Raw genomic sequence first — 12,289 nt, 5'->3', positions numbered from 1 at the left:
TCTCCCACCTAAAATTGGCGTTTCACACCTTCACATTTTTGAGGAAGGAGTCTTCTGTCAGAAAACGATAAAACGGGTTCTGGTGCAAATACTTAGGAAAGATATAAAGAGGCGAAAAGTTTCCTAGTGGAATCTAGTCTTAAGCAACAATTCCAAATAGTTGATGGATGAACTTCACTTGATTTTGGACAGACTTGTCCAGTAGAATAAGTTGCCCTTTTTTTACCATATGCATAGCTTCTATTCCAGAAATAATGGATGTAGCTGTGCGAAAGGATTTCAATCCTAACATCGAACGAACTCGCTTTTTAATAAATCGATGATCTTGTTCCACTATGTTATTGAGATATTTCACTTGCCTTAGTTGGATGCCCAATGGCATCTTTTTTTCTTTTCTCAATTCTTCAACTGCTATAGGATAAGCTGGATTCTTATCTACTGTCACGACACGAGGCTTAGAAATATGAAAAGACTGCAAAGCTTTCTTGAAGAATCGCTTTGCAGACTTGTGGTTTCTTGCTTTACTTAGGTAAAAATCGATGGTACTTCCTTTCGAATCGACAGCACGATACAGGTACATTCATTGACTTTTTACTTTGATATATGTTTCATCGACTCTCCACGAGTCATTGGTTTTCTTGAGATGACGATGGATTCTTTTGTCTAATTCAGGACCATACTGATGAACCCAACGCATAATCGTTGTATGAGCAACGATTATGCCACGCTCCGCCATCATTTCCACCAAATCACGAAAGCTCAAGTTGTACCGTAGGTACCATCTTACTGTTTGCAAAATAATATCATGATGATAATGTTTCCACTTGAATAAATTTCGCTTTTCCATACTGATCACGCACCTTTTTTAGAGTAATAGTATCAGTATGTCCAAGATTTAGAGATTACCTGCAATTATCTTGAAGTTTTCGCACCAGAACCATAAAAAAGGGCACAGAAAAATGTATAGAATCAGCAGATTTTAATAGAGATCATTTAGTAGAATGCCATATTGTTTACGAAGGTACAGTAGTAGTGAGAGACCGTATTCATGTTCCTATTCAAATCGAAAATACTTTACAAAAATCGTTTTAATCAATCTTTTTATAAAAATTCTTCACTTCAAAAACAAAACCCACGTATTTTGATCAATCTTTATTCAAAATGCGTGGGTTCCCTCTATTATAAAATCAACATTTGTAGCATCTTTTTGGTCAAACTTTATTTCAAACCAACATTAATCAAACACTTTAGCAATTTCCTTTCCTTTGTTCAAGTCATAAACTTTAATTTTTTCTGCAATACCAGTGTGATAGTTGATAAGAAACTTTTCCATAAAGTAATATAATGTAATATGTATGTCCCATTATTTAGAAATTGAAAGGAGTCATTATGTAATGATTATTTGGAGAGGTAAAGGACTGTTAGTAGTCTTAGCATTAATTTTAGGGAGTCTGATAAGTGGAATATTTAGTAGTATGTTGCAAGTGGACACGGTACATAACCCTGGATTTATTTTTAATGGAATATTTTGTACTATATTTATAGCGATGAGTAATTATTTTTTCACTAAAAAGTTTATATCTGATAGTGTACGAACACTTGTTGATGAAAAAACCGGAGAAAGAGTTCAAATAAAAGATAACTCTGCATTATTTTTCATTCGAAATAAGTATTGGACTTGGATTATTCTAGTTTTAGGTGTTGGACTTACTATTACTGTTAGTGCGCAATTATCATAATTTTTTTATTATTATATAAGGGATCACCTATCATTTTAAAACTCTGATCTTTTTAAAATCAGAATTTTTTATATTAACTACTTTTAATAATTTAAATTACTTATATTCATAAATTGATTTTATTTAAAATAAAATTTTTATTTATAGGGGATCAGTGTAGATTATTTAAAAATTTGCATACGAAATAAACCCTAATTAATATAGGTATTACTACCATAATGGGTATTGTATGAAAAAAATATTTTATGAAAGCAAGTGAAGAAAAATGAATAATAAATTAATTCAACGTAAATGGGCATTAGTTGTAGCAATTTTGTTTACAATATCATCTATTAAGCATCTAGCAGGAGGAGATATTAAGATCGATCCTTATGGAATGGGAGAGTTATTGGCAGATTTTTTAATCCCAATATTTTTTTATGTTTTGGCATTTAAAAAGAAGAAAGAAAAATAAACTTCGATGCTATAAAAACACAAAATTTCCATTTAGGGGGTACTTTAAAATCTTAGCTTGATGGGTATGTGGCGATACCCCATTAAGCAGATATAGTATGTGAAATTTTAAAAGAAGACACTCAATTCGAGTGTCTTTTCTTTTTGTAGGTATTATTATTGAAGATTTACTCGAACTTCTTCTTCTGATAAGGAAATTGGTTTGAAGATTAATTGAAGCTTAGGATCTCCTTGTTTTGATTCGAAAGCAATAGTTCCAGTTATTTTCCCATTTTGTGCAAGTTTTCCAAAATTCAATTGAGTATCTTGGTTAATCATAGTTAACGTTGGGTCTACAATATTTCCTTCACTGTTTTGTAAACTGAAATCGTGAGCATTATAATGTATTTCTTCTTCGCCGCCATTTTCTATAGTTACATTAGCGATTAAAAATTCATGACCCTCTTTAGGTTTATCGAATTCTCCACCTGGAGACTTTTCAACATTTGTAACAGTTAATTTGTGATTTCCAAGTTTAATTGTTTCGCCAACTTTAAATTTTTTTTTCTCTTCTTTCTTTTCAGTTGTTTGTTCTGTTTTTGTATCATTTGATACTTTTTTGGCAGTTTCTTCTGTATCACTACATCCCGCTAGACTTATAGCAAGCGCTCCAGTTATAACGAGTGTCCCCATCTTCTTATACATTTCGTTTCCTCCAATTATGTAAAATGTATGATTCCTGAACTATCATAACAAATATGGTTACAATTTTTTTGTCAGATTATGTCGAACATAAATAAAAAAAGAGAGCATATGCTCTCAGAGGTTCTGGTGCAAACACTCCAAAACGCTTGTAAGTAACCTCCTAGACTTGGACATACTGATACTAGTACTCTGAAAAAGGATGTGATTGGTATGGAAAAGCAAAATCTATTCCAGTGGAAACATTATCAACCTGATATTATTTTATTAACCGTGAGATGGTACCTACGGTACAACCTCAGTTTTCGTAATTTAGTCGAAATGATGGAAGGGCGTGGGTTATCACTTGCTCATACAACTATCATGCGATCGGTTCATCAATATGGTCCTGAATTAGATAAGCGAGTACGACGTCATCTTAAATCAATCAATGATTCTTGGCGAGTCGATGAGACGTATATGAAAGTCAAAGGTCAATGGATGTACCTATATCGTGCTGTTGATTCAAAAGGAAATACAATTGATTTTTATTTAAGCAAAACAAGAGATCATAGGGCTGCAAAGCGTTTTTTCAAGAAAGCTTTGCAGTCTTTTCATGTTTCAAAGCCCCGTGTGATTACAGTGGACAAAAACCCGGCCTATCCTATAGCGATTGAAGAGTTGAAGACAGAGAAAAAGATGCCTGTAGGCATCTATATACCTCTTTCAAATAAATACAATCTTTGCACCAGAACCCAAAATTGACACGTTTCGATTATTTCCCTGTACGTTAAGGGATTAGTTTGTATAATTGAGAAAATGTATGAGACTGGTGTAAATTTAAGGGAATCCAATATTTCCCATTTTAATATGATAGAATAGAAATATATCTAAAACGGAGGAAAAACAACTGAACTCAAACACAAAACAGTTTATTTATGATATCCAGCAAAGAAAGAACAATTATATGGAAGATGTATTAAAAGCAATACAACACCCTAAAAAAGAGCAATCTGAACAGGTCATTCAAAATATAGTAGAGAAGATGGATATGATGATTAGTTTAGTTACTACTTACATGACAATTGAATCAGAATCTATGAAAGAATTAAAAGAACTTCAGGAAGAAATTATTCATGCTCAAGCATATATTCAAAAACGAAAATTTGAAGAAACACAGAGATAAAACCCTGTGTTTTTATTCGGGAGTCTATGACGCCAATCTGTTATGAATCAAATTAGATGTAATTTGATTCTCAATTCAACTCGTGTTATGGAGTTTTGAGAATCCCTTAGCGTATAAAAACGTTAAAATATGCGTGCTATCCCTTTGTAACCTTAAAACTCATTCCAGCAATTCCTTACAACGTATATTTATTGATAATGCAAACCCTAATTACAGACAAAGGGAGAAGAATGTTTATTATTCTCCTCCCTCTGTCTATTGACAATACTTGATTATAGCTCTGTAACCTTTTTTATTCATCTCGTGTTATTCTACGAATAGTTTAAGGTATAAGTACTTCTTAATTTGATATTTAGTGCTGATTCACTGAAAACATATATTTTTTGTATGTTTTTCGTGTCGATAGAATAAGCCCCATCATTAGCATGTTCGAAAATAAAGAGCTTCCGCCATATGATAAAAATGGAAGTGCAATACCTTTGACAGGCATTAATCCCACAATCATACCGATATTTTGAAAAAATTGTAACATTAGAACGCCTACAATTCCTGCGCATAGTAAGGTGCCGAATAAATTATCTGCGGAAGTACCAATTATAAATATTCGGGAAAGCAGTAAAAAGAATATGCATATTATAAAAGTGGCAACTATAAAACCGCCTTCTTCGGCAATTGTGGCAAAAATGAAGTCAAATTGATTGTTTGTAATAAGGTTTGGTTAAAATCCTATAATAAAAACTCGGAATTTTCACTCAGCTAAACTGACGGGTGAAGGATAGTTAAAAGAGAATACATGAGAGGGTGTTTTATATGTTTTTTGTTCAAATGTCAGGTTTCCCTGGCTCTGGTAAGTCAACACTTGCTCGAAAAATCGCTAAGAGAACAGGAGCAGTTATTATTGACCACGATATTGTAAAAACCGCTTTATTACTTTCTATTGAGGAAGCTCCAATTGATGTAAAGCTTGCTGGTAAGATTTCATACAATATTGATTGGTCTTTAATTGAATTTCACTTATCTGAGGGACAGGCTGTAATATTTGATAGTCCTTGCTTGTATGAAGAAATGGTTGAAAAAGGAACAGATTTATCAAAAAAATATAATGTTAAATATAAATATATTGAATGTTACCTAGATGATAGTAATGAAATAAATTACAGATTAAAAAACCGTGATAGAATGCTAAGCCAAATTAAAGAGATACAGTCTGAAGAATCTTTTAAATATACTATCAAGAATAGTAAAAAACCTCCTGAATATAAGTGTTTAGTTGTAGATACTAAACAGCCTTTAGAAAGTTACATTCGAGAAGTTATAAATTACATACATGAATAACATTCTCTTTACTCAGGTAAAGGGTGCTAATACTCAACAACATATACTCCAAAATATTCATTTTTTTCAAGGTTGTTAGCACATGATTGATAAAACTTTATTTTAAAGAAACAGATTTTTGGTACTTGGGGGTATTAAAATTTCTTAAGTTGATGGGCATGTATAGTGACTCCTAATAAAGCAAAGCCGCAACTACCACCATATCCCATGTTAATCTCTCCTTTGAGTAGAAGGGGATATTTGTTCGTTAGAAAATGAACAATTGATCGTATTAGAAAAGGTTTAAAAATAAAACTTTTCTTTTCATCTAATAAATTTCCCTTTAAAGACTACATAAATACCTTTGACCATATTTGTAATTCTTTGTAAAATGATATATGGAAAGATTATGAATATACAGGTAATCTATGGATAGTAGTTTCTAAGAAATTATTCGAGGAAAATTTCTTAGTTAAGTATATTAACTTGTTTGCACTAAATTTTATAAAAAAAGGGGTATTAGGAATCATGAAAGCAAAGAAATTAGTAAGTTTAGCGTTACCAGTTATGTTATTGAGTGGTTGTATTACAATTGAAACTGATGGTAAGAAAGCTGAACCAAAGAAAGAAGAAACGCAAAAGATAGAAAAAGAGAGTAAGACTTCTGAAAAAGAGAGTAAGTCAACTGATAGCAAGAAAGAGGATAGCTTATCTGTAGCGAAAGGTGAAGATAAGGAGACAAGTAAGTCAAGTACTTCTAACTCTACTAGTTCTTCCAACTCTTCTAGTAAGGTAACTGGTTCAGAAGTTGACAAATACAAGCAAGATATTTTAGACAATGCAAATAAAATAGACGAAACACTACGATTGATTGAAGACTCAGCAAAATCAGACATTAAATCAGTAAGCTTAAAGAAGAGTGAAATACAACTTGTAACAGGTGGGTCACAAGCATATGTAAGAAAAATAAAGTATCTTGAACCACCAACTGAACTGAAAGCAGAGCATGACAAGATAAAAGAATCAATGGACTTATATTATGATGCATTCCAACTCCTTTCAGAAGCAGTAGAGGAAGAGAGTGAAAGTAAACTGAAAGAATCAATTATAAAATCAAATCACGGTGCAAAGCTATTCGAAGAAGCAACAAAGAGTATTGCAAGTAAAACAAACTAATAATCAAAATTCATTCAAATAGGGGTATGATGTATGAAAGCAAAGAAACTTGTAGCGTTAGCAGTACCGTTCATGTTGTTAGTAGGTTGTGGAACTGATAAAACAGAAGCAAAGCCGAAAGAGAAAGTAGAGTCTAAAGAAGAGACAAAGGAGAAGTTGTCAAAAGAGAAGTATCCACTACGTATGACAAAGTTATCTTCTGAGTTAGTGAATCAAATCACGGTTATAACTGAGATAGCAATGGATAAAGACAAAGATGAAAAGGTTTTAAAGAAAGAGATAATAAAAGAAGAGTCTGAGTTACAGAAAATCATTGCTAAGTTTAAGAAAATAGAACCGCCAAAAGAGTTTGAAGACTCACATAAAGAGATCTTAAAAGCTGTAGATTGCTATAGTAAAGCTTATGCATTACAAGTTGAGATTATAAACGGCAAAGGAAAAGTTACAGATGCAGACCGAGACAAGACTAAAAAGTCAATGGAATTAATCAAAGAAGGTAATGATTACTGGCAAAAAGGATATGCACCACTTCAAGACGCTCAATTAAACCAAGCAAACGAACTTGGTAAGAAAACAGGCGTACAATTCGATAAGCCTTCAACTTCTAATTCCGATTCTAACTCTGATGATTCTAGTGTACAAGTATCGAAAGACGGTAAGGAGTTATTAGGTGAGTGGGGTAGTTACAAAGGTTCTGAGTTCTATAAGGGCTTAGACTTCCGTGAAGATAATTCCTTTACCGCTTATGATGATACAGGTAAAACGTCTTATGAAGACAATCATATGACAGGAACATGGTTATTCGATGCAGACAAGAAACAAGTTACATTGTTACCTACTGAGTTTGTAAAAGACGGTCAGAAGATAGATGCAAAGAATACAAATGCATTTGTAGAGTATAAACTTGAGTTCTTACGAGCAGGTTCTCTAAAAATGACTGACAATAAAGGTAATACAATAACAGGAGAAAGACGTAAATAATCGTAAAAGGGGTAGGAGAAATGAAGAGTAAGAGACTTTTAGGTGTTACTCTTCCACTCTTACTATTGTTTAGTGGTTGTTCCGCTGATAAAGTAAACATCAACTCAGAAAGCAAACCACTACAAGAAAGTAAGGTGGATAAAGTTAAACTTTCAGATACAGGTAACTATTCAGTAGACGATTACATTAATTCTCTTTCAGACATAGCGTTAGAGATGGAGGATAAGGTAACGGAGATGGATAATCTAGTTAACGGAGATAACCTTGCATTTCATAACAAGCATAAGTATATAAAACTAGCAGAAGAATCAATAGACTTATCAGAGAAAGCTAGAGAGTTAAAAGTACCAAAAGAATTCGAAGAGTTGCATAAAGACGTTGATAAAGCTATGCAGATGTATAGTACTGGTTTTCAACACCAAATAGACTATGTAAAACACCCAGACCCTAAAAATGCAAATAAAGCTTTGGAGATTATAACAGAAGCAGGTAACTTATGGGTAGAAACATCTGAGAAAATGGCTAAAGAATACAGTAAAGTAGTAACACAATAGTCGTAAAAGGGGCATATGGAATGAAAGCAAAAAGACTCGTAACATTAGCACTTCCAATTATGTTATTAGGAGGTTGTGCTACGGATAAAGTAGAAACGAAAGCAAAAGATAAAGTAGAAGTAAAGGCAGTAGAGAAGGATAAGCTAGAAGGAACAGACTATCTGTCACGTATGTTTGCATTAGAGAATACATTAGAGACAAAGATAGCTGAACTGACGGAACTATCTGCAAAAACAAAGGATAAAAGCAATGACATAAAGTCGTTAAACAAAGAAATACTGAAAAAAGCAGATGAAGTAAATGAAGCACTTGCTGATTTCGATAAAGTAGAACAACCTAAGGAATTTGAAGAACAGCATAAAACGATTTTAAAAGCAGTAGACTGTTATAAGGAAGCATTTGAAACACAAATCAAACTTGGAAAAAGTAATTCAGTTACAAAAGAATCGACTAAGAAGATGAAAGAGTTAATGTCAAAAGGTAATGACTACTTAAAAGAAGGGTATACACCTCTTAAAGAAGCTTATTCAGAAAAGATGAAGTCAAAGGTTAATGATATGCAAAATAAAAGTGTAGGAATATCCCAAGACGGTAAAGAGTTACTAGGTGAGTGGGGTAGTTCAAAAGATGGTAAGTTTACGAAAGGATTAGACTTTAAGGAAGATGGTACATACATTATATACGATGATGTAAACAACACACCTTATGAGAATACTCATATGCAAGGTAAATGGTCTTATAACGTAGAAAAGCAACAAGTCAATATGACAATAACCGAGTTTGTAAAAGACGGTAAGAAGGTAGACCCTAGTGAAATGAAAGAGTCTATAGACTATGATGTTATGTATTTCACATCGGATTCCTTAGTTATGATGGATGCTGACGGAAACAAGATAGACGTGGTAAAACCTAAGTAAGTCACTGTAAAGGTTCTAAGGGGTAAGACAAAGAAATGTAAACAGGCTATCTAACAAAAGGTAGTCTGTTTACATGGTTCTGGTGCAAAAACTTCAAGATAATTGCAATTAATCTCTAAATCTTGGACATACTGATACTATTACTCTAAAAAAGGTGCGTGATCAGTATGGAAAAGCGAAATTTATTCAAGTGGAACAAGATCATCGATTTATTAAAAAGCGAGTTCGTACGATGTTAGGATTGAAATCCTTTCGCACAGCTGTTCCATTCCTTATTAATAATTTCATAAAAAATGCCGCCTACTAAGCTTTAATGTAGGGGGCATTTTTTTATTATCTTCATTCGCTTTATTTAGTTTGTTTGAGAAGGGGTATTATCCCCTGTATCCTTTTTTAATTCAAAGTATGCATCTAAAATGTCTCTACCAATCATTGAATTAATTCCACCTTTATCATCATATACCCATGGTACAACAACAGAAAATGCGACTTCCGGGTTATCATATGGAGCATATCCTGCTAAAGTTAAATTATAACAACGGATTCTTTTCCCTTGTTCATCTCTACCAACAGGATCATCTCCTCCATAAACTGTTTGTGCTGTTCCTGTTTTACCAGCCGGTTTATAAGAAGCTTTTTGGAAATAATGCACACCTGTTCCATCACCTTCTTGAAATACTCTTCTGAAACCTTCTTGTACTCGATCAATATATTCTTTTTTCATATCTACACGGTTCAATACAACTGGCTCCATGGATTGTACAACTTTTCCAATCTCTTCTTCTTTCACTGTATGCTCTCGAATTTCTTGCACAATCTGTGGTTTCATTCGATATCCCCCATTTGCAATAGTAGAAATGTATTGTGCTAACTGCAATGGTGAATACGTATCATACTGTCCAATAGCTAAATCTAGTAAGAAACCTGGCTGATAATTTTCTTTACTCATTTGTCCAATATCTTCATTTGGTAAATCTATACCTGTTGGAACACCTAAACCAAATTGTCCAAAATAATATCTCATTTTATCAAATGTAGCTGCTGTAATATTTAATGATCTATTAGGTACATAATTTATGCCTGCAATTTTTAAAGCTGTATTGAACATGTAAACATTTGATGAAACTTGTAACGCTCGTAGGTCATCAATACTTCCAAAATCCTTCCAAGATTTTTTGGGTTTTGTTCCTTTAAAATGCATTGGTGCATCATGAAAATATGTTCCTGGTGTTATGGAACCTGTCTCAAATCCTGTTAAAAGTGTAGCTCCTTTTACGGTAGATCCAAGCTCATAAGAGCTAGTCAATGTACCTAAAGCATAATCCTCTACTTTTATATTCCCATCTTTTTTCACTAATTTTTTTCCAGCCATGGATAAAAGTTGACCTGTTTTTGGATCCATCATTACAACAAACGCTCGGTCTAATAGTGGTTCTGAACCTTTAAACTCTTTTAAACGCTTTTCAATAATCTCTTCAACCTGCTTCTGTAATTTCATATTGATTGTTAATGTTAAATTTTTTCCGTTCTTCCCGTTGGAAATCATTTCTGTTTGAGTAATATTTTTTTCTTTGTCAGTAATATTTCGAACTTCAGCTTTTTCTCCATGTAATACGTCTTCATATCGTTGTTCAATATAACTTTTTCCAATGCGATCATTACGATTGTAACCACGCACTAAATAAGAGTCTAAATTTTCTTTTGGAAGCCCTTCTTCAGCACTTGTAATATTTCCTAATACCGAACGGAATAAATCCCCATTTACATAATTACGATCCCAGTCTGTTGTTGCATCTACCCCTGGGAATCTTTCTAAATTCTCACTTATTATTGCGTATTCTTTCTCGGTTGCGTTCTTTTTTATAACTTGAGGTGTCATTTGATATCCTGAACTCATTTTACTTTTAATAGCTAATACTTTTAGGTCTTCTGGCGTTAATTTACTTAGTTCTTCATCAGTGACACGTTCTCGTCTCAATTTTTCTATTTTATTATCAAACCCTTTTCCCTCAATATTTTTTGCTCTAAGTTTTTCCTCGTCTTGTTTCGTTATTTTTTTTTGGGCCTGTTCTTTATTCATTTGCATCCAAAAATCTTTTCTATCTGTTTCAGTTAATTTATTTATATCTTCTTCGGATATTTCAATTATATTTGAAAGGTCTTTAGCTACTTTCAGAATATCATCGGATTGTATACCTTTCATTCTTGTGTACGTTATGACACGAATAGCGTTATTGTTAACAACCTTTTCACCTTCTCGATCAAAAATCTGTCCACGTGGAACGGGGACACTAATGGTTTCGTTTTCTTGTTTTTCAACTATATTTTTATAAGATTCTCCATCAACGAGTTGTACTTTTCCTAACTGAAGAATAATAGTTGAAAATAGTAAAAACACACAAAAAAACAGTGCGTTTAATCTAAAAGTAACTTTATCTTTCTTTGTTTTATTGGGCTTTCCTTTGCTCATGTAAACCTCCGCTTAAATAATATTAAATCCAATACTTTTACTTAAAATATATTAAATAATATATATGAATAAGTAAAGTGAAATAAATTTAAAGAATTTCTAAAGTATTACCTGATTTTATTAATATATATTTTTAAAAAAAGAGAGCACTTATACCTGCAATCAACTTAAGAAACTTTAATACTCCTAAAATACATCTCATCACTTCAAAAGGTACACCTTTTGGTTCATTTTTCATTACTACGTATTCAAAGACGTAAAGAACACTTGATATATCTATAAAAGTATACTTTCACAAACGCTAGTTCGCTTTTTAGGACGTTTCGTATGTAAAAAGTAAAACTAAGTTTACATCTTTTTATAATTTGTAAAACACACCGTTAAATATCCAAATATAAACCCAGTGATATCATGCACACGTACTGATATCACTGGGTTGTATGATTTTAAAATTTTGTATCTTTTTTAAAAATCACTAATTATGACTTTGCGCATAAATAATATAAAAATTAAATTACTGAACATTTACAATATTTAGTATTAATATATCAATTTACTATAATATGAAATTTATGTAAAATCATAATTGAGCTAAACTCTTCTTTAAATTCTTGCCCCTAACAAGGATTTAAAGATTCTGGTGCAAAGATTTCATTTATTCGAAAGAGGTATATAGATTCCTAATGGAATCTATTCTTATGCAGCCATTCCGAATAGTTGATGAATAAACTTTATTTCATTTTGGACAGACTTGTTCCGTAAAATAAGTTGGCCTTTTTTAATGATATGCATCGCTTCTATTCCTGAAAGAATGGATGTAGCTGTACGAAAAGACTTCA

Annotated in this window: 12 protein-coding genes and 4 pseudogenes; 11 read left to right on the top strand and 5 right to left on the bottom strand. The window is 32.4% G+C overall.

The genetic code is table 11. The annotated features are described in order from the left end of the window. Positions 1-139: 139 nt before the first annotated feature. Positions 140-847, bottom strand: a pseudogene (locus BAU27_RS30620) (IS6 family transposase). Between the two features lie 92 nt (positions 848-939). Here BAU27_RS30620 and BAU27_RS31535 point away from each other — a divergent pair. The 3 genes from BAU27_RS31535 (at position 940) to BAU27_RS00065 (ending at position 2,193) form a co-directional block, all read left to right on the top strand. Further along, positions 940-1,092 carry a nucleotide-binding domain-containing protein gene (locus tag BAU27_RS31535; protein ID WP_165616026.1) on the top strand — a complete coding sequence of 51 codons (153 nt, stop codon included), beginning with the start codon at positions 940-942 and terminating at the stop codon, positions 1,090-1,092. 302 nt (positions 1,093-1,394) lie between these two features. Continuing rightward, a complete protein-coding gene (locus BAU27_RS00070; RefSeq protein ID WP_071744305.1) occupies positions 1,395-1,739 on the top strand; it encodes a hypothetical protein in 345 nt (114 codons plus the stop codon). Positions 1,740-2,004: 265 nt separating this feature from the next. After that, on the top strand, positions 2,005-2,193 hold the full coding sequence (locus tag BAU27_RS00065) for a hypothetical protein (protein WP_071769791.1): 189 nt from the start codon (positions 2,005-2,007) through the stop codon (positions 2,191-2,193). Positions 2,194-2,348: 155 nt separating this feature from the next. On the opposite strand, the gene BAU27_RS00060 is transcribed toward BAU27_RS00065, so the two are convergent. Next, on the bottom strand, positions 2,349-2,876 hold the full coding sequence (locus tag BAU27_RS00060) for a DUF4352 domain-containing protein (RefSeq protein ID WP_002161807.1): 528 nt from the start codon (positions 2,874-2,876) through the stop codon (positions 2,349-2,351). Between the two features lie 210 nt (positions 2,877-3,086). Between BAU27_RS00060 and BAU27_RS00055 the strand changes: the two are divergent. Both BAU27_RS00055 and BAU27_RS00050 read left to right on the top strand, forming a co-directional pair. Next, positions 3,087-3,566: pseudogene (locus BAU27_RS00055) on the top strand (IS6 family transposase); the annotation flags it as partial. Positions 3,567-3,762: 196 nt separating this feature from the next. Beyond that, positions 3,763-4,038 carry a hypothetical protein gene (locus tag BAU27_RS00050; RefSeq protein WP_071719813.1) on the top strand — a complete coding sequence of 92 codons (276 nt, stop codon included), beginning with the start codon at positions 3,763-3,765 and terminating at the stop codon, positions 4,036-4,038. Positions 4,039-4,390: 352 nt separating this feature from the next. Here BAU27_RS00050 and BAU27_RS00045 read toward each other — a convergent pair whose 3' ends face one another. After that, the gene (locus BAU27_RS00045; protein ID WP_302848826.1) at positions 4,391-4,747 is read right to left on the bottom strand and encodes an FtsW/RodA/SpoVE family cell cycle protein; all 357 of its coding nucleotides are present in this window, start codon (positions 4,745-4,747) and stop codon (positions 4,391-4,393) included. 101 nt (positions 4,748-4,848) lie between these two features. Here BAU27_RS00045 and BAU27_RS00040 point away from each other — a divergent pair, with 101 nt between their 5' ends. From BAU27_RS00040 to BAU27_RS32680, 6 genes and pseudogenes are all read left to right on the top strand, one after another. Further along, positions 4,849-5,373, top strand: a complete 525-nt coding sequence (locus BAU27_RS00040; RefSeq protein WP_071769790.1) for a P-loop nucleotide/nucleoside kinase family protein — start codon at positions 4,849-4,851, stop codon at positions 5,371-5,373. A 507-nt stretch (positions 5,374-5,880) separates the two neighbouring features. After that, positions 5,881-6,528, top strand: a complete 648-nt coding sequence (locus BAU27_RS00035) for a hypothetical protein (protein ID WP_071769789.1) — start codon at positions 5,881-5,883, stop codon at positions 6,526-6,528. 33 nt (positions 6,529-6,561) lie between these two features. Continuing rightward, positions 6,562-7,509 carry a DUF7018 domain-containing (lipo)protein gene (locus BAU27_RS00030; RefSeq protein ID WP_071769788.1) on the top strand — a complete coding sequence of 316 codons (948 nt, stop codon included), beginning with the start codon at positions 6,562-6,564 and terminating at the stop codon, positions 7,507-7,509. 20 nt (positions 7,510-7,529) lie between these two features. Continuing rightward, complete coding sequence (locus BAU27_RS00025; protein ID WP_071769787.1) at positions 7,530-8,063, top strand: DUF7018 domain-containing (lipo)protein; 534 nt, start codon at positions 7,530-7,532, stop codon at positions 8,061-8,063. 20 nt (positions 8,064-8,083) lie between these two features. Continuing rightward, positions 8,084-8,980, top strand: coding sequence for a DUF3994 domain-containing protein (locus BAU27_RS00020; protein WP_071769786.1), 897 nt, complete (start codon positions 8,084-8,086; stop codon positions 8,978-8,980). Positions 8,981-9,170: 190 nt separating this feature from the next. Beyond that, positions 9,171-9,254 (top strand): annotated as a pseudogene (locus BAU27_RS32680) (IS6 family transposase); the annotation flags it as partial. A 78-nt stretch (positions 9,255-9,332) separates the two neighbouring features. On the opposite strand, the gene BAU27_RS00015 reads toward BAU27_RS32680, so the two are convergent. Further along, a complete protein-coding gene (locus BAU27_RS00015) occupies positions 9,333-11,450 on the bottom strand; it encodes a peptidoglycan D,D-transpeptidase FtsI family protein (protein ID WP_071769785.1) in 2,118 nt (705 codons plus the stop codon). Positions 11,451-12,146: 696 nt separating this feature from the next. Continuing rightward, positions 12,147-12,289 (bottom strand): annotated as a pseudogene (locus BAU27_RS00010) (IS6 family transposase); the annotation flags it as partial.

It is taken from the genome of Bacillus sp. NH11B (genome assembly GCF_001884205.1).
GTDB classification, from domain to species: domain Bacteria; phylum Bacillota; class Bacilli; order Bacillales; family Bacillaceae_G; genus Bacillus_A; species Bacillus_A proteolyticus.
Note: the sequence above shows the minus strand (reverse complement) of the source record. Positions and strands in the feature narration are given on the sequence as shown.

Excerpts from the sequence above, each read along its gene's own strand:
- BAU27_RS00030 (WP_071769788.1), top strand. The coding sequence starts at position 6,562 with ATGAAAGCAAAGAAACTTGTAGCGTTAGCAGTACCGTTCATGTTGTTA.
- BAU27_RS00025 (WP_071769787.1), top strand. The coding sequence starts at position 7,530 with ATGAAGAGTAAGAGACTTTTAGGTGTTACTCTTCCACTCTTACTATTG.
- BAU27_RS00020 (WP_071769786.1), top strand. The coding sequence starts at position 8,084 with ATGAAAGCAAAAAGACTCGTAACATTAGCACTTCCAATTATGTTATTA.
- BAU27_RS00065 (WP_071769791.1), top strand. The coding sequence starts at position 2,005 with ATGAATAATAAATTAATTCAACGTAAATGGGCATTAGTTGTAGCAATT.
- BAU27_RS00015 (WP_071769785.1), bottom strand. The coding sequence starts at position 11,450 with ATGAGCAAAGGAAAGCCCAATAAAACAAAGAAAGATAAAGTTACTTTT.
- BAU27_RS00070 (WP_071744305.1), top strand. The coding sequence starts at position 1,395 with ATGATTATTTGGAGAGGTAAAGGACTGTTAGTAGTCTTAGCATTAATT.
- BAU27_RS00035 (WP_071769789.1), top strand. The coding sequence starts at position 5,881 with ATGAAAGCAAAGAAATTAGTAAGTTTAGCGTTACCAGTTATGTTATTG.
- BAU27_RS00040 (WP_071769790.1), top strand. The coding sequence starts at position 4,849 with ATGTTTTTTGTTCAAATGTCAGGTTTCCCTGGCTCTGGTAAGTCAACA.
- BAU27_RS00060 (WP_002161807.1), bottom strand. The coding sequence starts at position 2,876 with ATGTATAAGAAGATGGGGACACTCGTTATAACTGGAGCGCTTGCTATA.